General features: G+C 37.8%; 21 protein-coding genes and 1 pseudogene. 18 read left to right on the forward strand and 4 right to left on the reverse strand.

Annotated features, from left to right (window positions below; translation table 11 throughout):
- Nucleotides 1–100 precede the first annotated feature (100 nt).
- The 3 genes from A6J74_RS18630 to A6J74_RS18640 all read left to right on the forward strand — a co-directional run bounded on the left by A6J74_RS18630 (nucleotide 101) and on the right by A6J74_RS18640 (nucleotide 3600).
- A complete protein-coding gene (locus A6J74_RS18630; protein ID WP_000388628.1) occupies nucleotides 101–1285 on the forward strand; it encodes a PDZ domain-containing protein in 1185 nt (394 codons plus the stop codon).
- A gap of 222 nt (nucleotides 1286–1507) precedes the next feature.
- A complete protein-coding gene (locus A6J74_RS18635) occupies nucleotides 1508–3223 on the forward strand; it encodes an ABC transporter ATP-binding protein (protein WP_000944601.1) in 1716 nt (571 codons plus the stop codon).
- A 65-nt stretch (nucleotides 3224–3288) separates the two neighbouring features.
- Entirely contained in the window at nucleotides 3289–3600 is a 312-nt protein-coding gene (locus A6J74_RS18640) for a heavy metal-binding domain-containing protein (protein ID WP_000637523.1), read from the forward strand.
- A gap of 205 nt (nucleotides 3601–3805) precedes the next feature.
- Here A6J74_RS18640 and abc-f read toward each other — a convergent pair whose 3' ends face one another.
- From abc-f to A6J74_RS18660, 4 genes are all read right to left on the reverse strand, one after another.
- Nucleotides 3806–5440 (reverse strand): ribosomal protection-like ABC-F family protein, encoded by a 1635-nt coding sequence (abc-f, locus tag A6J74_RS18645; protein WP_000153742.1) that lies wholly within the window; start codon nucleotides 5438–5440, stop codon nucleotides 3806–3808.
- A 264-nt stretch (nucleotides 5441–5704) separates the two neighbouring features.
- Nucleotides 5705–6250: a flavodoxin family protein gene (locus A6J74_RS18650; protein WP_000497644.1), complete on the reverse strand. Its 546-nt coding sequence runs from the start codon at nucleotides 6248–6250 to the stop codon at nucleotides 5705–5707.
- 4 nt (nucleotides 6251–6254) lie between these two features.
- Nucleotides 6255–6623: a MerR family transcriptional regulator gene (locus tag A6J74_RS18655; RefSeq protein ID WP_001219224.1), complete on the reverse strand. Its 369-nt coding sequence runs from the start codon at nucleotides 6621–6623 to the stop codon at nucleotides 6255–6257.
- Nucleotides 6624–6674: 51 nt separating this feature from the next.
- Nucleotides 6675–7568, reverse strand: a complete 894-nt coding sequence (locus tag A6J74_RS18660; protein ID WP_001099968.1) for a LysR family transcriptional regulator — start codon at nucleotides 7566–7568, stop codon at nucleotides 6675–6677.
- A 152-nt stretch (nucleotides 7569–7720) separates the two neighbouring features.
- Here A6J74_RS18660 and A6J74_RS18665 point away from each other — a divergent pair, with 152 nt between their 5' ends.
- The 15 genes and pseudogenes from A6J74_RS18665 to trxB all read left to right on the forward strand — a co-directional run bounded on the left by A6J74_RS18665 (nucleotide 7721) and on the right by trxB (nucleotide 23059).
- Nucleotides 7721–8743 (forward strand): YeiH family protein, encoded by a 1023-nt coding sequence (locus tag A6J74_RS18665; protein WP_000438410.1) that lies wholly within the window; start codon nucleotides 7721–7723, stop codon nucleotides 8741–8743.
- A 292-nt stretch (nucleotides 8744–9035) separates the two neighbouring features.
- A complete protein-coding gene (locus tag A6J74_RS18670; protein ID WP_000538368.1) occupies nucleotides 9036–9233 on the forward strand; it encodes a helix-turn-helix transcriptional regulator in 198 nt (65 codons plus the stop codon).
- 148 nt (nucleotides 9234–9381) lie between these two features.
- Nucleotides 9382–9615: a hypothetical protein gene (locus A6J74_RS18675; protein ID WP_000524133.1), complete on the forward strand. Its 234-nt coding sequence runs from the start codon at nucleotides 9382–9384 to the stop codon at nucleotides 9613–9615.
- Between the two features lie 99 nt (nucleotides 9616–9714).
- Complete coding sequence (locus A6J74_RS18680) at nucleotides 9715–10476, forward strand: MerR family transcriptional regulator (protein ID WP_000268449.1); 762 nt, start codon at nucleotides 9715–9717, stop codon at nucleotides 10474–10476.
- Nucleotides 10473–11093 (forward strand): hypothetical protein, encoded by a 621-nt coding sequence (locus A6J74_RS18685; RefSeq protein WP_000025214.1) that lies wholly within the window; start codon nucleotides 10473–10475, stop codon nucleotides 11091–11093. Before A6J74_RS18680 ends, A6J74_RS18685 begins: the two co-directional genes overlap by 4 nt.
- Before the next feature lie 240 nt (nucleotides 11094–11333).
- A complete protein-coding gene (uvrB, locus tag A6J74_RS18690; protein ID WP_000401002.1) occupies nucleotides 11334–13310 on the forward strand; it encodes an excinuclease ABC subunit B in 1977 nt (658 codons plus the stop codon).
- A gap of 11 nt (nucleotides 13311–13321) precedes the next feature.
- Nucleotides 13322–16192 (forward strand): excinuclease ABC subunit UvrA, encoded by a 2871-nt coding sequence (uvrA, locus tag A6J74_RS18695; RefSeq protein WP_000030985.1) that lies wholly within the window; start codon nucleotides 13322–13324, stop codon nucleotides 16190–16192.
- 59 nt (nucleotides 16193–16251) lie between these two features.
- Nucleotides 16252–16700 (forward strand): annotated as a pseudogene (locus A6J74_RS18700) (DUF4275 family protein).
- Nucleotides 16701–16814: 114 nt separating this feature from the next.
- Nucleotides 16815–17195, forward strand: coding sequence for a phage holin family protein (locus A6J74_RS18705; protein ID WP_001267312.1), 381 nt, complete (start codon nucleotides 16815–16817; stop codon nucleotides 17193–17195).
- 156 nt (nucleotides 17196–17351) lie between these two features.
- A complete protein-coding gene (gene hprK, locus A6J74_RS18710) occupies nucleotides 17352–18281 on the forward strand; it encodes an HPr(Ser) kinase/phosphatase (protein WP_001127251.1) in 930 nt (309 codons plus the stop codon).
- A 24-nt stretch (nucleotides 18282–18305) separates the two neighbouring features.
- On the forward strand, nucleotides 18306–19118 hold the full coding sequence (gene lgt / locus A6J74_RS18715; RefSeq protein WP_000924230.1) for a prolipoprotein diacylglyceryl transferase: 813 nt from the start codon (nucleotides 18306–18308) through the stop codon (nucleotides 19116–19118).
- Nucleotides 19119–19185: 67 nt separating this feature from the next.
- On the forward strand, nucleotides 19186–19836 hold the full coding sequence (gene ppaX / locus A6J74_RS18720) for a pyrophosphatase PpaX (RefSeq protein WP_001166732.1): 651 nt from the start codon (nucleotides 19186–19188) through the stop codon (nucleotides 19834–19836).
- A gap of 17 nt (nucleotides 19837–19853) precedes the next feature.
- The gene (locus A6J74_RS18725) at nucleotides 19854–20360 is read left to right on the forward strand and encodes an acyltransferase (protein WP_001255056.1); all 507 of its coding nucleotides are present in this window, start codon (nucleotides 19854–19856) and stop codon (nucleotides 20358–20360) included.
- A 145-nt stretch (nucleotides 20361–20505) separates the two neighbouring features.
- On the forward strand, nucleotides 20506–22017 hold the full coding sequence (locus tag A6J74_RS18730) for a tetratricopeptide repeat protein (RefSeq protein WP_000517710.1): 1512 nt from the start codon (nucleotides 20506–20508) through the stop codon (nucleotides 22015–22017).
- Between the two features lie 85 nt (nucleotides 22018–22102).
- A complete protein-coding gene (gene trxB, locus A6J74_RS18735) occupies nucleotides 22103–23059 on the forward strand; it encodes a thioredoxin-disulfide reductase (protein WP_001288066.1) in 957 nt (318 codons plus the stop codon).
- Nucleotides 23060–23155: the final 96 nt, after the last annotated feature.

A 23155-nucleotide genomic window follows, 5' to 3' on the forward strand; every position in this document is an offset into this window, starting at 1 on the left:
CAGGCATTTTATTGCCTGTATTTTTTTGTGTTAAACAAACGTTTGTCCAGTTATGATAATATAAAAAGAAAGAATGATATAAATGGTGGTGAATGAGTTCGTGGAGGCATGGATTTTTGAAATAATGCGGGCAGTTGGACGTTTTTTCTTGCACCCTGCTGTCTATGTATTTTTAATAAGTAGTATCTTCGTTGGATATTTACGTATATTACGAGAACGAAAAGATTTTTCTTTTAAAGTTTATGATATTTGGTTTGAATTGCGAACATCTCTATTTGCAGGGCTTGGATATGGATTAATCGTATCTATTATTACGATTGGGCTTGGACTTGTTGTTTCCAAGGCGAGCTTATGGGCCATTTTATTTTGGACATTATTATTTGGATTAACTGCTATGTATCGATATTTATCGGCAGCTTATACGTTCAGTATCGCAATTGTATGTGTTTTATTATCTTCTAAGCTGCCAGTTTCCTTCTTACAGCTTGGAGAAGGTGAAGAGGGTACGATTGTATCTCTTGCTATTTTACTAGGCATCATGCTTGTTGTGGAGGGCTTATTGATTTCTAAAAACGCGGTAAGATATTCTACACCGAGGATTAGGAAGGGGAAACGTGGGCTCAAGATTGGTTTACACGAATCGAAGCGTTTATGGATCGTGCCGATTTTTATTCTTGTACCAGGTGATGCGGTAACCCAGTTTATTTCATGGTGGCCTGTCGTTTCAATAGGGGCAAATACATATTCTTTATTCCTCGTTCCATTTTTAATTGGATTTATGCGAAAGATTAGAAGTTATGAGCCGACGGAAGCTTTACTCTTTACAGGAAGACGTGTTTATGGATTAGCTGGTCTTGTACTTGTTTTAGGGGTCGCGAGTTATTGGTGGCACGTACTTGCTATTATTGCAATGGGAGTCGCAATGCTTGGACGTTTTACGATTTCGATGCAAGAAAAAATTGTAGATGAGACAAGACCAGCATATTTCGCTGCACGCAATGATGGACTTGTTGTGTTAGATACAATTCCAAATACAATTGGGGCCGAGCTGAATTTACTGCCTGGAGAAATAATTACGAAAGTAAATGGAGTCGTTCCAAGGAGTGCCGAAGAATTTTATGATGCACTTCAAACCAAAACAACAGGAGCTTTTTGTAAATTAGAAGTGGTAGATACAAATGGTGAGCTTCGTCTTGCTCAAACAGCATTATATGCTGGAGGACATCATGAGTTAGGCGTTGTATTTGTTCAGCAAGAGCACGAGTGGGATTCGGAAGCGATGTAATAAAAATGAGGGTGTTACCACTAGGTGACACCCTTTTTGTTTGATTGGGAGCAGCAGTACATGAAATTTATATCGGCGATTATTAAAATATATCGACTTTCTGGAAAAAAACAACAAATATCGCAAACCTTATTTGCAGTTTCGTAGTCGAATAACTTGAATAATTATTTGATAATGGTTATCATTTAGGGAGTCTTTTAATTTGGAAAAGGGAGGAAATATATGCTACGTAAATTTTTTTCTTACTATAAACCGTATAAAGGTTTATTTATACTCGATTTTTCTTGCGCGGTTATCGCAGGATTACTGGAACTTGGTTTCCCGCTTATCGTAAATCAATTTATTGATAAGTTATTACCAGGACAAAACTGGACGCTTATTTTATGGGCTTGTTTTGGTTTACTTGCAGTTTATATGTTAAATGCAGGTTTACAATATGTTGTTACCTACTGGGGGCATATGCTAGGAGTTAACATTGAAACAGATATGAGGCAGAAATTATTTGATCATATTCAAAAGCTATCATTCAGATTTTTTGATAATAATAAAACAGGTCATCTAATTTCACGTCTTACGAACGATTTAATGGAAATTGGAGAAATTGCTCACCACGGGCCAGAAGATTTATTCATCGCCGTAATGACTTTAGTTGGGGCATTTTCATTTATGATGATGATTAACTGGAAGTTAGCACTTCTAACATTCTTTGTAATTCCATTCCTATTATGGTTGGCGCTTTACTTCAATAAAAAAATGACGGGTACGTTTAGACGTTTATTCTCAGATGTTGCTGATTTTAATGCATGTATCGAAAATAACGTCGGTGGTATTCGCGTTGTACAAGCATTCGGAAATGAAAAGTTTGAGAAAGACCAATTCGCTGTGAACAACGCTCGTTTCCGTACAACGAAATTAATGGCGTATAAAATTATGGCGCTAAACTCATCCATTAGTTATATGCTCATGCGTCTCGTAACGCTCTTCGTATTAATATGTGGCACATGGTTTGTTCTGCAAGGTGAGTTAACGTATGGTGGATTTATCGGATTCGTCTTATTAACGAATATTTTCTTCCGACCAATTGAGAAAATTAATGCAGTTATTGAAAGTTATCCGAAAGGAATCGCAGGTTTTAAAAGGTATGTAGAACTTCTTGAAACAGAGCCTGATATTGTGGATTCTAAAGATGCGATAGAAGTAAAGCATGTACACGGTGATATTCACTATAACAACATTACGTTCGGATATGAAAATAAAGAACCGATTTTAAATGATATTAGCTTGAAAATACACGCAGGTGAAACAGTTGCGTTCGTTGGGCCATCAGGGGCAGGGAAAACAACGTTATGTAGTTTATTACCACGCTTTTATGAGCAGGAATCTGGGTCAATCCAAATTGATGGCATTGATACGAAAGAGATGACTTTATCGTCACTTCGTAAACAAATTGGAATTGTACAGCAAGATGTATTCTTATTCTCAGGAACGATTCGCGAAAATATCGCTTATGGAAATTTACAGGCTTCAGAGGCTGCAATTTGGCAGGCGGTAAAACGTGCCCAGTTGGAGGATTTAATTTACTCGCAACCAGACGGTTTAGATACAGTTATCGGTGAGCGTGGTGTGAAACTTTCCGGGGGACAGAAGCAGCGTCTAGCAATTGCTCGTATGTTCTTGAAAAACCCGCCAATTTTAATATTAGATGAAGCGACTTCTGCATTAGATACAGAGACGGAACTTGCTATTCAAAAATCACTTGCAGAACTAGCTGTCGGTCGTACAACATTAGTTATTGCTCACAGGCTTGCAACTATTAAAAATGCGGATCGTATCGTCGTTGTAAATAAAGATGGTATTGCAGAACAAGGTTCGCATGAGGAATTAATTGAGCGAGGCGGAGGGTATAGCCGATTATACGAAGCACAGTTTAGTTCGTAAATATAATTTCTGCTGAATTCGTGCACCATAAGTAAGTGGAAATCTTATATGGGAGGCTATAAAGCATGATTGTAACAACAACATCTACAATTCAAGGGAAAGAAATTATTGAGTATATTGATATCGTGAATGGAGAAGCGATTATGGGTGCGAATATTGTTCGTGACCTTTTCGCATCTGTCCGTGACGTTGTCGGCGGCCGTGCAGGCGCTTATGAAAGCAAACTAAAAGAAGCGCGCGACATCGCAATGGAAGAGATGAAAACATTCGCAAGGCAAAAAAATGCGAATGCCATCGTTGGTATTGACGTGGATTACGAAGTAGTTCGCGAAGGAATGCTAATGGTTGCGGTGAGTGGGACTGCTGTCCGTATATAAAGTGAAACTTTAATCAGTGGGGGCATCCCGGCTAGTTATTAGCCATCACAAACTGGGCATTTAATGCCCACAAGTAGCAAGATAAAGTGAAAAGCCGTGCTGGTGCACGGCTTTTTGTTATTGTGATGTCTAATATTATCTTTATGTCGAAGCCGCGATATTTCTTGGGAAATGTGGAAGGCCCCGTCGATATATAGGGAAGACATTAGAGCGCTTCTTTACACCGCTGAATTTGAACTAATAATTTTTCATATTCTTGTTCAAGAAATGTGATGTCATCCTGATGATTGGGTATAGAAATCCGGCTGATGACTTCTGTTAATTTCGTTTGTAATCGCAATAATTCTTGTTCAGTAACGTTTACGGAAGCTTGAGTGGTTCTTTTAATGTATTGCTCGTAATTGCCATAGAATATTCTTGGTTCGCTCTCATCTACTTGTAGAATATGGTCTGCAACAGAACGAATAAAGGCACGGTCATGGCTAATGAAGAGTATAGTGCCAGGATACTCTTGTAACATGTTTTCTAATTCTTCCTGTGTTGTTAAATCTAAATAGTTCGTCGGTTCATCGAGCAGGAGCATATTATAGTTTCCTAAAAATACTTTTGCGAGTGCAACCTTCATTCGTTCACCCCCGCTTAGAACGTGCACAGGTTTATGAACATCTTCACGACGGAATAGAAGCCGGGCAAGTATTGTGCGAACGAATGCTTCTGTATAGTTGGTTTCTTCTAGAACGTTCTCTAAAATGGTTTTATCTGTTTTTAAAATGGATAGTGCTTGTTCAAAGTATCCAATTTTACAACTTTTTGAAAGCTGAATGCCACGCTCGTTTGTGAGAAGCATATTGAACAAAGTTGTTTTGCCACTTCCGTTTGCTCCTAAAATAGCTAATTTTGCACCAGGGGCAATAGTTCCATTCATATTTTTAAATAGTGTGCGGTCGCCTATTTTCTTTGTTGCTTTATTGAACTGTACTGCCACTTTACTATGAATGGGTGTATGGTATTGCACGTCAAACTGAGCCTGAGAAAGATCTTTTGGCTTTTCTTTCTTTTCTAGTTTTTCGAGACGTGTTTCTAATGCTTTGGCTGCTTTGCTAACCTGTTCTTGCCCATGAGCCCCGCTTAACTTATAAAGTTTAGATTCAGATGAACTGAACCGAGTTGGGATTTTTGTCATGCTAGAAGCACGTTGTTTTTTTTGTGAAATTGATTGCTCTAAACGATTTTTTTCTTGTATATATTGCTCATACTCTGCTTGCTTTTGTATTCGTTCACGTTCTTTTTGCTTTCGATAGTTGGAATAGTTTCCTTTATACTCTTGAATCATGCCGTCTTCAATTTCAATGATTTTTGTGCATATATTATCTAAAAAATCACGATCGTGCGATATTAAAACAAGTGCCCCTTTATAAGATAAAAGTGCTTTTTCTAATTGCTCTGTACCAGCCATATCTAAGTGGCTCGTTGGTTCATCAGCGAATAAAATGCCTGCATCTTGTTCGAGAGCATGGGCAATCTTTAGGCGCATTCGTTCGCCGCCGCTCATTGAATTTGCGACGTTTGAAATACTCCATTTTCCTTTTGCAAGAGAAGAAGCGGTTTCCAGTATTGTATCGCTAAGCTGTGGAATGATGGCGATAGAACTATGATGAGTTACTGTCCCTTTGTCAGCTTCTATTTCTTTACTTAATATTTGCAACAACGTAGATTTTCCAGCTCCGTTGACTCCAACGATTCCTATGCGATCGTGTGCGTGAATTTCTAGTGATGGTAACGTAAATATGGTACGGTCACCAAAGCTCTTTTCAATATTACGTGCGAATAAAATAGTCATAAAAAAACCTCCCTAGTTTCACTAGAGAGGATAAACGTCGCCCTTCAATGTAAAAATCGTACATAAATAAACGATTTTTCACATGATCGTCTCGAAAGAAAGTATCGACAAATGGACAGACTAATCCCCTGCTAGTTTTCATCATTTTTGTTCACTATTTGTGATGGATGAAATAAATAAGAGAATTAGAACTTCATTGGTCAAAGTACCTTCCTTTCATAATATTATTTTTATTGTATGCGCATACAAATGGGTTTGTCAAACTTATTTCTGTTGGCTATTTTTAAATTTGCTATTATACAGTTGTGCCTTTGTAAGTGCTTCAGCATCATTTTTGATTTCATCCAATCCATTCCCATCCCCGATAATATACCCTTCAAATGATGAACCAACAAAATCAAAGATATACTGGAATTGAGAAATAAGTGGCAATGCTTTCAGTTTCGGATTGTCTCCGCCAACGATGACGACGTACATTTTTTTACCTTTCATTTTCTCTTTGAAATGAAGAGAGGTATCACGTAAGCTTTGTGACCAGCGATCAACGAAGTTTTTCATATGGCCGCTCATTCCGTACCAGTATAGTGGTGTAGCAAAGATAATCGTGTCGTGCTCTAGCATGCGTTTGGTTAATTGCTCGTAGTCATCATTTACAGGTTGAAATCCTTCAGTATCATGGCGTTGGTCTGTAATAGGGTAAATGGTATGGTCACGTAAATAAATTTGTTCTGCTTTCATTCCATCAATCATCATATATGTTAAGGCTTCCGTATTCCCATTTTGTCTTGAACTGCCGTGTATAACAAACATGCAATCATCCCTTTTCTTTTTCTTGTTTTAGGAGTGAAACGTGTTTTTGTAAATTCGTTTGAATGTTGGAAAGTAATGAGATTTGCCTTGTTACTTCATTGAGCTTATCTTCGTAAAGTGCAAGGATACTGCTGCATGGATTTTCGTATAGATGTGGTTCGATTTCGAGGCAGCGCAGCATTCTTGCGGTTTCTTCTAAATTTAAGCCGAGCTGTAAGTACATTTGGATAAGCTCTACTTTTTCAATGGCACTTTTATCGAAATCACGATAGCCGTTTGTGAGGCGATTTGAAGGGAGCAATCCCTTTTCTTCATAATGTCTTAGTGATCTTTCGCTAACGCCAGTTTCTTTTGATAACTCTCCAATTCGCACTGCATTTCACTCCTTTTACATGTATTGTAAACCTTCACACTAATGTGAAGGTCAACTCTGTTTTTTCGCAAAAGAATCTACATGATTTAAAAACACTTGAATGGCTTTAGATGGAATGAAATATTTGCCACGCACGATGGAGAATGGACGAATTAGTTTTTCAGTTGGAACTTCGACGTGGAATAGTTCTTGGGCTAGTAGTTCTTTCCGCACGGTCCAATCAGAAAGTATAGCGATGCCAAGCCCGGCAGCGACGGCTTCCTTTACACTTTGAATGCTACTAAATGTAAAGAATCGTTTCATTTTTAAATGATGTTGATGAATAAAACGATCGCTATAGGCACGTGTCCCAGAGCCACTTTCTCTTAATACCCATACTTGGTCTTGGAGAGTAGCTTCGTTTATATCCTTGATGTGAAGTAATGGGTGATTTGGAGGGACGACGAGCTTCATTTCATCTTGCATAAACGCTTCAACTTCTACGTCAGCATATACGACTTGCCCCTCTACTAAGCCGATATCAATTTGATTAGAGCGAAGGCTTTGCAAAACTTCTTCTGTATTAGAGATAAGGGTATGAACTTCGACGTGCGGATTTTCATTGGCATAGTTAGCGAGTATTTTGGGAAGTAAGTATTCGCCAATTGTAAAACTAGCACCGATGCGAAGTGTTCCTGTTACAACGTTATGTAATTCGTTAATTTCCTGTTTTGCATCATCATAAAGAGAGAGCATTTGCTTTGCATGTATGTATAATATGTTTCCAGCTTCCGTAACTTGTACATGCTTTGGGGAGCGCTGAATGAGTGTAGTTCCAAATTCATTTTCCAGGTTGCGAATGTGCATGCTTACACCGGGTTGTGAAAGGTTTAAAAGTTCTGCTGCACGAGAGAAATGTTTCTGTTCAACGACAGTCACAAAGATTTTCAAAATGTCGACGTTCATTTGTTAGGCCCCTTTATTTTTGTTTTTATTCTATCATAAGTATTTCTGATGATAGAGATTGAATATTGATATTAAACTTATTATAAAAACTCTCTTATAATGTAAGTAGAAAGAACATGCATGTTCCAATACGATTATTGGGGTGGTACAAGGTGGAACAAACACTTGTTATACAAAAGAAAAAGGGCTTTGGATTTTCGCAAGGTATTGGGATTACATTATTAATCGCCATTGCTGCGAAATATTTAGCGGAGCTTCCATTTTTAAATATTATGGGACAATTAGTAATTGCTATTCTAATTGGGATGATTTGGCGCGCAGCGATTGGAGTCCCTCCAGAAGCGATAGCGGGAACGAACTTTGCGAGTAAGAAGTTGCTTCGCTTTGGGATTATCTTACTTGGAATGCGATTAAATCTGGTTGATATTGCGAAGGCTGGGCCGAAAGTATTGGTCATCGCAGCGGTAGTTATTACATTCACCATTTTCGTTGTATATGGATTGACAAAAGTATTTAAAGTAGAAAAGAAACTTGGGATTTTAACGGCGTGTGGAACGGCGATTTGTGGTGCGGCAGCGGTCGTGGCAATTGCACCACAAGTGAAAGCAAAGGACGATGAAACGGCGGTTGGTGCCGCAATTATTGCTATTTTAGGCACGATATTTACGCTTATTTATACATTATTATATCCAGTGCTTGGCTTATCTCCGTACGGTTACGGTGTATTCTCGGGAGCGACGCTGCATGAAATTGCTCACGTAATTGCGGCTGCGGCACCAGGCGGTAGCACGGCTGTCGACATCGCAGTTATCGTGAAATTAACGCGCGTTGCGATGCTTGTACCAGTAGCGATTTTAATTGGGTTATGGTTTGGTAAGAGCGAGGGAAGCGAAGAAAAGAAATCGTGGAAGGAGCTTCCGATTCCTTGGTTTATATTCGGATTTTTAGCGATGAGTGCGGTGCATTCACTCGGGATTATCCCCGAAGTTGTTGCCGGCTATATTGTAATAATTGCGTACATGCTTATCGCAATGGCGATGGCAGGTCTCGGTTTAAATGTAGAGTTTAAAACGTTCCGTAAGTTAGGAAGCAAAGCATTCGTGGCGGGGCTGATTGGCTCGGTTTGTCTTTCTATTCTTGGATATGTTCTTGTATGGGTATTAGGATTTATGTAGTAGAGGAGAAAGCTGTTCCAAAAGATATTTTGGGACAGCTTTTTCTTATGATTATAGCGCTATGGATTTCAGTATTTGTTAGTAAGTCGATATATTGGGAGAATCGCCGATATAAATGGAGTTGCGCTGATATATTTAGAAAATCGCCGATATAAACTTAACTACTATCGTACTTTGTTAGAGAAGGTGTTCAGTGGAATGTTTTTCTAAAATTTGTAAAATAATCTTTACTTGTAATTGGAAAATATTTATAATTCAAGTAAAGATATCTTTACTTTTGAAGGTGGATCCTATGGGTGTGAAAAATAAAATTAAAGAATTAAGAAAGCAAAATCATATAACACAAGTTGAAATGGCAAAGGTGATGCAGGTAACGCGTCAGACGATTATAGCGATTGAAAATCACCATTACAATCCGAGTCTAGAGTTATCCCTAAAAATCGCCAAATATTTTGGGATGAAGGTGGAGGAAATCTTTACGCTGGAGTAAGGGGAGAGGAAATACATGATAAGTTTGAGAGATTTCAATTAGATTAAACGTTTAAATATATAAGGACTGGTTTTGGGGTATTAATTAGTATGTTATCAATGAGCGTATTAACAAAGACTAGCAAATAGATATATAAAGGGGAAGCGGAATGGGATTACCGGTGTTATGTGTCGCTACAGCTATTTTTGCACTTCTTTGGGGAATGCAAAATTTCTCTCGTAATCCAGTGCCAAGTATTTGTATTATGATTGGTACTGTTGGTTTATCGTATTATTTATTAGTTTCAACTCATTACCATAAAACAGCAACAAGTGTTGTTGTTGTTGTTGGAGCGCTTATTTTATTTTGTGGGCGCGCTGTACAAAAAGGATTATTTCCGTAAAAGCTGTTTATACAATGAGTATAAACAGCTTTTTGTATTTTTTTACAAAAGTCTTGAAAGTTACGTAACGTCATCTTTTATAATGAAGGGGAAGAGGTGATGGCAGTGATTTCAATACAAGAATTGACGAGAGAGACAGGGGTAACAGTACGTACATTACGTTATTATGATCAAATAGATTTATTAAAGCCGAGCGGGAAAACAGAAGGCGGGCATCGTTTATATAGTGAAGCTGACGTAATACGTCTCCAACAAATTTTATTTTTAAAAGAAATGGGATTTTCACTAAAAGAGTCTGCGAATATGTTAGTAAAAGGTGAGCTTAACTTAAAGGATTCGCTTGAAAAACAACTTCGGTTTGTACAGGAAGAACAAAAGAAATTCAATCGAATGGAGCGCGTTTTACAAGCAGTTGTTTATTCGGTGGATGTGGAGGGAGAGCTCGATTGGAAAGTTATGTTTGAACTGATCCAGCTTTCGAAACAGTCTTCTCGTATACGTGAAATATTTCAAAATGAAGTATTTTCAAAGGAAGAACAAAAGTTGCTTCATAATTTGCCAAATATGAGTGAGGAAGATCCCAATGTGTTAGAGTGGGTAGATTTATTAAAGCAATTACGCACTTTTATGAAAGACGGTAAAGAAACTGCAAGTGATGAGGTGCAAGGGGCAATGAAGAGATTAATGCAGAAGTGTTTAGAAATGGCCAATGGTGATGAAGCGTTTTTAGATAAGTTATGGGAAGTTAGAAAATCGAAGGAAGATTCACAGAAAATGAGCATGTATCCAATCGAAGAAGAATTTTTATTATATATGGATGAAGCTTTTCGTATATATGATGAAAAGGAGAAGGATAAATGAGTATACTCGCAGAATATCGTTGGTACTTTTTAATTGGGGCAGAGATTGTATTTTGGTTATCGGCTATCGGTTTCTTTTTACTTCGTTACGGATTCCGTTTGAAGAAGGCAAGCTTTATTATGGGGATTGTACTACTCGTAAATGAAGTGTTCATTTTAACCTTAGGGGTAGTGGACTATTATCAAACAGGAAAGTTTTCTAACTTTCAGATTATTACCGTGATCATTTTATTGTATGCGGTCTTCTACGGGAAAAAGGATTTGAAGAAGCTTGATATATTTGTGCAAAAGTTAGCTGCGAAATGGCGGAATGAACCAGCGCCTGTTATTGAAGAACATATAGAATTAACAGGTATGGCCTATGCAAAGCAGGAAATAAAAAATTGGGTATTACATCTTGTTTTATTCGTTGTTGTGCATACTTTCTTTTTCTTCGCGTATGGGCTTATTCCATTTGAACAATGGGGCAATTGGTTAGAGTCAGGAATCGTTTTAAATAAAACTGCGAGTCGAGTGAGCCAAGTGTGGGCAATTATATTTTTAGTTGATACAGCAATTTCATTTTCATATGTTATTTTTCCGAAGAAGGAGGAAGGGAAAGAAAAGCTACTTTCATAGAGGAAGGTAGCTTTTTCTGGTATACCAATAGTTTGTATAGGAGAGGATGACAGTAGGAAAAGAGCTAGTTTTATATGTCTCTTTAAAATGAGGTTTTAATGAGGGAGTTAGTGTAAATCCTTCCTTTTTCCATATATATTGTCGAAAATTTTACCGAATGTCCGTTCGTTTTTTTAGGTTTTTTATGGGCATTCGTGGTAAAATAATAATACAGATTTTTATGAGGAGGTCGGATTTTACTTGGAACATCAATTTGAAATTATCTCAGCGTATTCCCCGCAAGGTGATCAGCCGGTAGCTATAGAGAAGCTTGTAGAGGGACTTGATAGTGGAAAGAAAAAGCAAGTGTTGCTTGGAGCGACAGGGACGGGTAAGACATTTACGATTTCAAATGTCATTAAAGAAGTACAGAAGCCAACACTTGTGATGGCTCATAATAAAACGTTAGCAGGACAATTATATAGTGAGCTGAAAGATTTTTTTCCGAATAATGCAGTTGAATATTTTGTTAGTTATTACGATTATTATCAGCCAGAAGCGTATGTACCGCAAACGGATACTTTTATAGAAAAGGATGCGCAAATTAATGATGAAATCGATAAATTGCGTCACTCAGCAACGTCTGCATTATTTGAACGGGACGATGTAATTATCGTTGCGAGTGTTTCGTGTATATATGGTTTAGGTTCTCCGGAAGAATACCGCGAGTTAGTTGTTTCACTTCGAGTTGGTATGGAAAAGGACCGCAATCAATTGCTTCGTGAACTTGTTGATGTACAGTACGGACGTAATGATATTGATTTCAAGCGTGGGACATTCCGTGTGCGCGGAGATGTAGTTGAAATCTTCCCGGCATCACTTGACGAGCATTGTATTCGAATTGAATTTTTCGGTGATGAAATCGATCGTATTCGTGAAGTAAATGCGTTAACAGGTGAAGTATTAGCAGAACGTGATCATGTAGCAATCTTCCCAGCATCTCACTTCGTTACACGTGAAGAAAAAATGAAGGTTGCTATTGAAAATATAGAAAAAGAATTAGAAGAGCGTTTAAAAGAATTAAATGATAATGGTAAGTTGTTAGAAGCGCAGCGTATAGAGCAACGTACACGTTATGATTTAGAAATGATGCGCGAGATGGGCTTTTGTTCAGGGATTGAAAACTATTCCCGTCATTTAACACTTCGTCCAGCGGGTGCAACGCCGTATACGTTATTAGACTATTTTCCGAAGGATTTCTTAATTGTTATGGATGAGTCGCACGTATCAGTGCCGCAAGTAAGAGCAATGTATAACGGGGACCAAGCACGTAAGCAAGTACTTGTGGATCATGGATTCCGTCTGCCATCAGCTTTAGATAATAGACCGCTCACGTTCGATGAGTTTGAAGAGAAAACGAATCAAGTTATTTACGTTTCGGCAACGCCAGGACCATACGAATTAGAGCAGTCACCGGAGGTAATAGAACAAATTATTCGTCCAACAGGGCTTTTAGATCCACCAATTGATATACGACCAATTGAAGGTCAAATTGACGATTTATTAGGAGAAATTCAAGATCGCATTGCAAAAAATGAACGTGTATTAATTACGACTTTAACGAAAAAAATGTCAGAGGATTTAACGGATTACTTAAAAGATGTAGGAATTAAAGTGAACTATCTTCACTCTGAAATTAAAACGTTAGAACGTATTGAAATTATCCGTGACCTTCGCCTTGGTAAGTTTGATGTACTTGTCGGTATTAACTTATTACGAGAAGGATTAGATATTCCAGAAGTATCACTTGTAGCTATTTTAGATGCAGATAAGGAAGGATTCTTGCGTTCAGAACGTTCGTTAATTCAAACGATTGGTCGTGCGGCGCGTAATGAAAACGGCCGCGTTATTATGTACGCAGATCGCATAACGAGATCGATGGGAATTGCAATTGAAGAAACGCAGCGTCGTCGTACTATACAAGAAGCTTACAATGAAGAGCATGGTATCACGCCGAAAACGATTCAAAAAGGCGTTCGTGATGTAATCCGTGCAACGACAGCGGCCGAAGAACCGGAAACATATGAAGCAACTCCTGCTAAGAAGATGACGAAGAAAGAACGTGAGAAAACAATCGCTAAGATCGAAGCAGAGATGAAAGAAGCAGCAAAAGCGTTAGACTTCGAGCGTGCAGCTGAATTAAGAGATTTACTATTAGAATTAAAAGCGGAAGGGTGAAAAGAGTGAGCATGAGCAAGGATTTTATCGTTGTAAAAGGTGCTAGAGCACATAACTTAAAAAATATTGATGTAACCATTCCGAGAAATCAGCTTGTTGTTGTAACGGGATTGTCTGGTTCAGGGAAATCATCATTAGCGTTTGATACAATTTATGCAGAAGGGCAGCGCAGATATGTAGAATCGTTATCTGCGTATGCACGCCAATTTTTAGGACAAATGGATAAACCGGATGTCGATACGATTGAAGGGTTGTCACCAGCGATTTCGATTGATCAAAAAACAACGAGTCGTAATCCACGTTCAACTGTCGGGACAGTGACGGAGATTTATGATTATTTACGTTTATTATTCGCACGAATTGGTACGCCGATTTGTCCAAATCACGGAATTGAAATTACATCACAAACAGTGGAACAGATGGTAGACCGTGTTCTTGAATATCCTGAACGTACGAAATTACAAGTGTTAGCTCCTATCGTGTCTGGACGTAAAGGTGCACATGTGAAAGTACTTGAAGATATTAAGAAGCAAGGGTATGTTCGTGTACGTGTTGATGGTGAAATGCTAGATGTGTCAGAAGAGATTACGTTAGATAAAAATAAAAAGCATTCTATTGAAGTTGTAATTGACCGTATTGTTGTAAAGGAAGGAATTGCGAGTCGTCTTGCGGATTCTCTTGAAAGTGCATTAAAGCTTGGCGGGGGACGAGTGTTAATCGATGTTATGGGAGAAGAGGAACTTCTATTTAGTGAACATCATGCATGTCCGCATTGTGGTTTTTCAATTGGTGAATTAGAGCCACGTATGTTCTCATTCAACAGTCCGTTCGGTGCATGTCCTTCTTGTGATGGACTTGGCTCAAAGTTAGAGGTAGATTTAGAGCTTGTCATTCCGAACTGGGATTTAACATTAAATGAACATGCGATTGCTCCTTGGGAACCGACAAGTTCACAATATTACCCACAACTTTTACAATCTGTGTGTAATCATTACGGCGTTGACATGGATATGTCTGTGAAAGATATACCGAAAGATTTATTTGATAAAGTGTTGTACGGGAGCGGTGAAGAGAAAGTTTATTTCCGCTATGTAAATGAATTTGGTCAAGTAAAGGAAAATGAGATTTTATTTGAAGGTGTTATTCCGAATATAGAGCGTCGTTATCGTGAGACGAGTTCTGATTATGTTCGTGAACAAATGGAGAAATATATGGCGGAGCAAGCTTGTCCGAAGTGTAAAGGCGGACGCTTAAAGCCTGAGAGTTTAGCTGTTTTCGTTGGTGATAAAACGATTGCTGACGTAACGAAATATTCTGTTCAAGAAGTACAGGAATTCTTCTCAAATGTTGAGTTAACGGAGAAACAACAAAAAATTGCTCATTTAATTTTAAGAGAAATTCAAGAACGTGTAGGTTTCTTAGTAAACGTTGGCTTAGATTATTTAACGTTAAGTCGTGCGGCTGGTACTTTATCAGGTGGTGAGGCACAACGTATTCGCCTAGCAACACAAATTGGTTCTCGACTCACTGGCGTACTTTACATCCTTGATGAGCCTTCTATCGGTTTACATCAGCGCGATAATGATCGTCTTATTCGTACATTGCAGGAAATGCGTGACTTAGGAAATACGTTAATTGTTGTTGAGCATGATGAAGATACGATGATGGCTGCTGATTATTTACTTGATATCGGACCTGGTGCAGGTATTCATGGTGGTCAAGTTGTATCAGCAGGTACACCAGCTGAAGTTATGCAAGATGAGAATTCGTTAACAGGAAAATATTTAAGCGGTAAAGAGTTTATTCCAGTTCCACTTGAAAGACGTAAAGGTGACGGACGTAAAGTGGAGATTGTCGGTGCAAAAGAGAATAACTTAAAGAATGCGAAGATGTCATTCCCACTTGGTACGTTTGTAGCGGTAACGGGTGTATCTGGATCAGGTAAAAGTACGATGATTAATGAAGTATTATATAAATCGTTAGCGCAAAAGTTATATAAAGCGAAAGCGAAGCCAGGTGCTCATAAAGAGATTAAAGGTCTTGAGCATTTAGATAAAGTAATTGATATTGATCAATCGCCAATCGGTCGTACACCACGTTCTAACCCAGCGACGTATACAGGTGTATTCGATGATATTCGTGATGTGTTTGCTCAAACGAATGAAGCGAAAGTGCGCGGATATCAAAAAGGACGTTTTAGCTTTAATGTGAAAGGCGGACGTTGTGAAGCGTGCCGTGGTGATGGAATTATTAAAATCGAAATGCACTTCTTACCAGACGTATACGTGCCGTGTGAAGTTTGTCATGGTAAACGTTACAACCGTGAAACGTTAGAAGTGAAATATAAAGATAAGAACATTTCTGAAGTATTAGGAATGACAATTGAAGATGGGGTAGAGTTCTTCGCTAATATCCCAAAAATTAAGCGTAAACTTCAAACGCTTGTAGACGTTGGGCTAGGTTATATGAAATTAGGACAGCCGGCAACGACGTTATCAGGTGGTGAAGCACAGCGCGTGAAATTAGCCTCTGAATTACACCGTCGTTCTACAGGGCGTACGTTATACATTTTAGACGAACCAACGACGGGTTTACATGCACATGATATTGCACGTCTTCTAGAAGTGTTGCAACGTCTTGTAGAGAGTGGTGAGACGGTACTTGTAATTGAACATAATTTAGATGTAATTAAAACAGCTGATTATATCGTTGACCTTGGACCAGAGGGCGGGGACAAAGGTGGACAAATCGTCGCTTCTGGAACGCCAGAGCAAGTAGTAAAAGAAGAACGCTCGTATACAGGTAAGTATTTAAAAGAGATTTTAAATCGTGATAAAGCAAGAATGAAAGAGAAAATAAAAGAAGTAGAGCTATCGCAATAAGTTTATTACGAAAAACCGAGTGGAAATGACACTCGGTTTTTCGTTCATAGGGGGAGAAAATGGAGTTTATAGATATTTTAAGAAAGAAAAATATGAAGGTAAGAGAGTTTCAAAATTGGGGTGTTTATTTTCGCAAGCGCTGGGAGGAGCATTTTGCAAACCATTTAAGTGATGAAGAAAAAGAAGACATTTTCCTTTATGGAGATAAGTATGGCTGTGGGTATCTTGGCACATATTTAGTTATGAGAAGAAGAAGTGTTTAGAGGGGAAAGAAGCGGAGAACGCGTTTCATAATGAAGTGAAAAAGGAGTGCTGTATCTTCTATCAACACTGTAATGATGTACTACTAATAAAAGATGCGAGTTTATTAAGTATGGATGATATATTACGTGAAACAGATGATATGTATAAAGGTGATATATATATTGTAGATAAAGATTTCACTTGGACTTTTGTAAAAACTCATGAACATAGATGGTGTGGTCCTTATTTTACTAGGAGATGTTAGTAGGTATACAAGCATGAAGGGGAGAATAAGTTGATATACGTGTTTGTATGATACTTGCGTTTATTGTCTATTAGCGTATGATGAAATATATATGTCAAAAGGATGTGTAAGAAAATGAGATGGATTGTATCACTTCTTGTAAATAGCGTTGTGTTAATCGCTGTATCGGGACTTTTAAAAGGGATTGCACCAGACGCGTTTTACGTAGCAAATATACAAACTGCAATTATTGCGAGTATTATATTGGCGGTTTTAAATGTGTTTGTAAAACCATTTTTAATTTTAATTACGCTACCAATTACTGTTGTAACGTTCGGGTTCTTCTTAATTGTTATTAATGCGATTACGTTAAAAATAACAGATTCATTATTAGGAGATGCTTTTAATATAACAGGGTTTGGCGTAGCAATTATTGCGGCAATTTGTATTTCTATTTTTAATATGATAATTGAAAAGGCAATTGTTGAACCGTTATATGAAAAAAAGAGAAAATGACAAAAAGAAAAACATTTCATCATTCGTATGAAATGTTTTTTTCTATTTATGAGAAACCGTATTTCTTGTTTCCAGAAAAAAATGGTACAATATCCGGTAGAATGGAGTTTTACATCAAACGAGACTGAACCCGCAGCGGAGTGGAGGTTTATACATATGCCAAAAGTAAGGACAAAAGATTTAATTGAACAATTTCAATTGGAGTTAATAAGTGGTGAAGAAGGAATTCATCGTCCGATTGATACAAGTGATTTATCACGACCTGGAATTGAAATGGCAGGATTCTTTACATATTATCCAGCTGATCGCGTGCAGCTTCTTGGAAAAACGGAGCTTACGTTCTTTGATACGTTAACGACAGAGCAAAAACAAGAGAGAATGAAAGCGCTTTGTACCGAGGAGACGCCATGTATTATTATAACTCGTAATCAAGATGTACCAGATGAGTTATTACAAGCATCACGTGAATCAGGCATGCCTTTATTACGTTCTTCTCAAACGACAACGAGATTATCAAGTCGTTTAACAAATTATTTAGAAGGTAAGTTAGCACCAACAACTGCTGTTCATGGTGTATTAGTAGATATTTACGGTGTTGGTGTTTTAATTACAGGTCAAAGTGGTGTTGGTAAAAGTGAGACAGCTCTTGAACTTGTGAAGCGTGGCCATCGCCTTGTTGCGGATGATAGTGTAGAAATTCGCCAAGAAGATGAAGACACATTAGTAGGAAGCTCACCAGATTTAATTGAGCATTTATTAGAAATTCGTGGTCTAGGCATTATTAACGTTATGACGTTATTCGGTGCAGGGGCAGTGCGAAATTATAAGCGTATTACACTTGTTATTAATCTTGAAATTTGGGATCAAAAGAAAAATTATGATCGCTTAGGTCTTGATGAAGAGAAGATGAAGATTATTGATACAGAACTTACGAAGATTACACTTCCAGTTCGCCCTGGTCGAAACTTGGCTGTTATTATTGAAGTAGCAGCAATGAACTTCCGTTTAAAACGTATGGGAGTGAATGCGGCACAACAGTTTTCTGAACGATTAATGAGTGCGATTGAGTTAGGGAATCAGGAGTAAACATTGGAGAGGGAGGTCATACATATGCTGTTAGGTTCTGTACCACAGCTTGACCGCGTAGCCATCCAACTTGGGCCGTTTCCTGTTTATTGGTATGGGATTATTATCGGTACAGGTGTGCTATTAGGTCTTTGGCTAGCAACTCGTGAGGGAGAAAGGCTAGGTATTCCAAAAGATACATTTGTTGACCTTGTATTAATTGCAGTACCGATCGCTATTCTATTTGCGAGAATGTACTATGTTATTTTTGAATGGGAATATTACGCGCAAAATCCGAGTCAAATTATTAATATTCGTCAAGGTGGCTTGGCGATTCATGGTGGTTTAATCGGGGCTGTTATTACAGGTATTCTTTTTGCAAAACGACGCGGGCTTTCATTCTGGAAGTTGGCGGATATTGCTGCGCCGAGTATTTTATTAGGACAAGCAATTGGCCGATGGGGAAACTTTATGAACCAAGAGGCGCATGGTGATGAAGTAACGAGACAGTTTTTAGAAGGTCTTCATTTACCAGATTTCATTATTAATCAAATGTATATCGAGGGTGTGTATTATCACCCGACGTTTTTATATGAATCATTATGGAATTTTGCAGGTGTCATTTTATTACTCGCACTACGAAAAGTGAATTTACGACGCGGGGAATTATTCTTTACATATTTAATTTGGTATTCAGTAGGGCGCTTCTTCGTAGAAGGCTTACGTACAGATAGTTTAATGCTAGGACCACTTCGTATTGCACAAGTAATGTCAATTGGACTTGTTGTTATTTCTATTATTTTCATTATTGTGAGACGAAAAATGGGGCAAGCTGATAAAAGATATTCAGAAAATTAGAGACAAGTAGCATCTTATTATAAGATGCTGCTTCTTTCATATTCAGGAAAGCGAAAGGACTAGGGCGATGCAAATAAATACAGTGTTATTTGATTTAGATGGAACTTTAATTAATACAAACGAACTTATTATTTCTTCTTTTTTACACACTTTAAATACATATTATCCAGATCAATATAAGCGTGAAGATGTGCTGCCATTTATCGGTCCATCTTTGCATGATACTTTCAGCAAGATTGATGAAAATAAAGTTGAAGAGATGATTACATGTTATCGTCAATTTAACCATGAGCATCATGATGAATTAGTAGAAGAATATGAAACTGTATACGAAACAGTTCAAGAGTTGAAAAAACAAGGTTATAAAGTTGGTATTGTTACAACGAAAGCGAGACAAACCGTTGAGATGGGATTAAAGTTGTCAAAGCTTGATGAGTTTTTTGATGTTGTCGTGACAATTGATGATGTGGAACATGTGAAGCCACATCCAGAACCACTTCAAAAAGCGCTCGAGTTATTAAATGCGAAACCAGGAGAAACAGTGATGGTTGGGGATAATCACCATGATATTGTCGGCGGACAAAATGCGGGTACGAAAACAGCTGCGGTTTCATGGACGTTGAAAGGTAGAGCGTATCTAGAATCTTACAAACCAGACTTTATGCTAGATAAAATGAGTGATTTACTGCCGATTTTGTCCGGTATTAACCGATCATAAGTAGAGGAGAGGATTAAGTGCGACGGACAACGCGCTATCCTGTTTCAGGAGAGAATTCATTATGGAATGTGTATAAAACCGTGTCTTTTTGGAAGGTAATGAAAAACTTTATTATTATTCAAATTGCACGTTACACACCATTTTTATCTGTGAAGAATTGGTTATATCGTACGTTTTTAGGAATGAAAGTAGGAGAAAAAACATCATTTGCACTTATGGTTATGCCCGATATTATGTTTCCCGAAAAAATCACTGTGGGTGACAATTCAATTATCGGATACAATACAACGCTTTTAGCGCATGAATATTTGATTCGTGAATATCGACTTGGAGAGATTGTCATAGGAAATGAAGTGATGATTGGAGCGAACACGACAATCTTACCGGGGGTAAGGATTGGAGATAGCGCCATTGTTTCGGCTGGAACACTTGTCCATAAAGATGTACCGAGCGGCGCTTTCGTAGGTGGAAATCCAATGCGTATTATTTATACGAAAGAGGAAATGGCGGCTCGAGAAGGTTGATGCTAAAAATGTAACATTTCTTTTCTTTTTTTATGAATAAAAAGGAAATAATTGAGTATAATATACTGTTTTGTTTTTTACGGAATCGTTTATACTTATAGATAGAAGAATGTGTGAGCGAAGAAAACAAAAAACTGGAGGATATATGGGGAAAAATCAAAGGATATATAAGGAGAACGGACAAGTTATCTCTTTTAACCAATTAGCGGACTTCTTTTATAAAAAAGGGATGAGGGCTTACAAAGGGCAAAAATTGCAAGATGCAATTAAATATTTTCGAAGAGCGGCACAAAGCGAGAAGGAGCCGTTTATTTTATGCCAATTAGCAATAGCGTTATCTGAGGCTGGTGAATACCAAGAGTCGAATCAGATATTTCTAAAGCTTGCTAGATCCAACCCTGAACTTGAACAATGCTATTATTTTATTGCAAATAATTATGCATATATGGGTTTATTTCAACAAGCGAAGAAGTATGCGGATCGATATTTAGAAGTTGCGAAAGAGAAGGAATTTGTAGAAGATACATTAGAATTGCTTGAGATTATGGAAGAAGAAGCAATGGGTGCGGAAGAGATTGAGGATGAAGATGATTTAATTGTTATGCAAGAAGAGGCAAATCGTTATATTCGTAATGGACAATTAGAAGAAGCAATTGCTACATTAGAAATTGTTACGAAAGATTATCCGGAATTTTGGTCGGGTCATAATAATTTAGCCATCGCACATTTTCAATCTGGTAATGTAGACAAAGCGTTGAAATTAACGGAAATGATTTTAGAGAAAAATCCTGGTAATATACATGCGCTTTGTAATACGCTTATTTTTCTATATTCAATTGGGGAACATAAACAAGTAGAAGCATTAGCGGGACAGCTAGTTTCAGTATATCCGATTTCATTTGAACATCGTTTGAAACTTGGAACGACCCTTGCAACAATTGGTTATTTCGAGCATGCATATAAGTGGTTCAAAGTATTAAAGCGTCAAGGATATGAGGGAGACGTAAGTTTTTATTATTGGTTTGCGTATTCTGCGTATATGGTGAAAAATCAGCAAGTAGCTGAAAAAATGTGGCAACATGTAGTAGAATTGCACCCTGATAAAAAAGGAAAAGAGCCGTGGAACGCACTAAATTTAGCGGATGAAGGGCAAAACGTGTTGTTTGAAGAATTACAAAAGTCATTTCAGCAAAGTGCGACGCTAGAGGAGCAAATGCTAGCTTTATATTTAATGAATGAATTGTCAACACCAGAGAAGGTCGGATTCTTTTTTGATGTAACGCAAGTGAAAAATGGTGTTCCAATTGTATCGCAACTTGCAAAGTATTTCTTTTTACTTAATAGTCATAAAGGTATTCCTGCTGATTTACAGCAATTTGAACAATGCGCGCGAATCGCGGACGCATTATATAATTATACGAAAAAGGACGATGAACTAATCGAAGAGTGTTTACACTTTTGGTTTTGTACGTTCATACGTTTATATACATCCGGGTCTGTTTTTACAAACGTGTACGGTTGGTCGGCGGCAATTGAATATATTGTGCGCGGCGAACAAGGAAATAAGATGACACAGTCGGAGCTTGGAGATGTATATAATGTATCTGTAGCGACTGTTCAAAAGTATGTGCAAGCTGTTAAGCGTACGCACACATAGTATAAGCAAATCATTGGGAAAAAAATGATGCTAACAGTATAATGAGGGTAACTTAATTGTGTAGGAATGGATAGGAGTGAATGGTGTGTCAGAAGAAAAAATTTATGATGTCATTATTATTGGTGCAGGACCAGCTGGTATGACAGCTGCAGTATATACATCTCGTGCGAATTTAAGCACATTAATGCTTGAGCGTGGTATTCCAGGTGGCCAAATGGCAAACACAGAAGATGTAGAAAATTATCCAGGTTATGAGTCTATTTTAGGACCGGACTTATCAAATAAAATGTTCGAGCATGCGAAGAAATTTGGTGCTGAATATGCATATGGTGATGTGAAAGCAGTCATCGATGGTAAAGAATATAAAACAATTATTGCTGGTAAAAAAGAATATAAAGCACGTGCAATTATCGTTGCAAGCGGTGCAGAATATAAAAAAATTGGTGTGCCAGGTGAAACAGAGCTTGGCGGCCGCGGTGTATCATATTGTGCAGTATGTGATGGGGCATTCTTTAAAGGAAAAGAACTCGTTGTTATTGGAGGCGGAGATTCAGCTGTTGAAGAGGGTGTGTTCTTAACGCGCTTCGCATCAAAAGTAACAATCGTTCACCGTCGTGATACTCTTCGTGCACAGAAAATTTTACAAGATCGTGCATTCCAAAACGAGAAAGTGGATTTCATTTGGAATCACACTATAAAAGAAATTAATGATGCAAATGGTAAAGTAGGAAGTGTAACACTTGTAGACGTAAATAGTGGAGAAGAGAAAGAAGTAAAAACTGATGGCGTTTTCGTATACATCGGTATGTTACCTTTATCAAAACCATTTGTTGAACTAGGTATTACAAATGAAAATGGTTACCTTGAAACGAACGAGCGTATGGAAACGAAAGTTCCTGGTATTTTCGCAGCAGGTGATGTTCGTGAAAAAATGCTTCGTCAAATTGTAACGGCAACAGGTGACGGTAGTATTGCTGCACAAAGTGCACAACATTACGTAGAAGAATTATTAGAGGAATTAAAAACTGTAACAGAAAAATAAGGGATAATACTCCTTTTGAGAAGAAAGCTACCGATAGGAGCTTTCTTTTTTTATGTAAAAATGTCAAAGTTTTGTCAAAAACAATTAGGATTATAA

The organism is Bacillus sp. FDAARGOS_235 (genome assembly GCF_002073415.2).
GTDB lineage: Bacteria > Bacillota > Bacilli > Bacillales > Bacillaceae_G > Bacillus_A > Bacillus_A toyonensis.

Coding starts and splice junctions, on each gene's coding strand:
- A6J74_RS18675 (WP_000524133.1), top strand. CDS start 9,382: ATGGGATTACCGGTGTTATGTGTCGCTACAGCTATTTTTGCACTTCTT.
- A6J74_RS18685 (WP_000025214.1), top strand. CDS start 10,473: ATGAGTATACTCGCAGAATATCGTTGGTACTTTTTAATTGGGGCAGAG.
- A6J74_RS18680 (WP_000268449.1), top strand. CDS start 9,715: ATGGCAGTGATTTCAATACAAGAATTGACGAGAGAGACAGGGGTAACA.
- A6J74_RS18640 (WP_000637523.1), top strand. CDS start 3,289: ATGATTGTAACAACAACATCTACAATTCAAGGGAAAGAAATTATTGAG.
- A6J74_RS18660 (WP_001099968.1), bottom strand. CDS start 7,568: ATGAACGTCGACATTTTGAAAATCTTTGTGACTGTCGTTGAACAGAAA.
- abc-f (WP_000153742.1), bottom strand. CDS start 5,440: ATGACTATTTTATTCGCACGTAATATTGAAAAGAGCTTTGGTGACCGT.
- A6J74_RS18650 (WP_000497644.1), bottom strand. CDS start 6,250: ATGTTTGTTATACACGGCAGTTCAAGACAAAATGGGAATACGGAAGCC.
- uvrA (WP_000030985.1), top strand. CDS start 13,322: ATGAGCAAGGATTTTATCGTTGTAAAAGGTGCTAGAGCACATAACTTA.
- lgt (WP_000924230.1), top strand. CDS start 18,306: ATGCTGTTAGGTTCTGTACCACAGCTTGACCGCGTAGCCATCCAACTT.
- A6J74_RS18635 (WP_000944601.1), top strand. CDS start 1,508: ATGCTACGTAAATTTTTTTCTTACTATAAACCGTATAAAGGTTTATTT.
- ppaX (WP_001166732.1), top strand. CDS start 19,186: ATGCAAATAAATACAGTGTTATTTGATTTAGATGGAACTTTAATTAAT.
- hprK (WP_001127251.1), top strand. CDS start 17,352: ATGCCAAAAGTAAGGACAAAAGATTTAATTGAACAATTTCAATTGGAG.
- A6J74_RS18705 (WP_001267312.1), top strand. CDS start 16,815: ATGAGATGGATTGTATCACTTCTTGTAAATAGCGTTGTGTTAATCGCT.
- A6J74_RS18730 (WP_000517710.1), top strand. CDS start 20,506: ATGGGGAAAAATCAAAGGATATATAAGGAGAACGGACAAGTTATCTCT.
- A6J74_RS18670 (WP_000538368.1), top strand. CDS start 9,036: ATGGGTGTGAAAAATAAAATTAAAGAATTAAGAAAGCAAAATCATATA.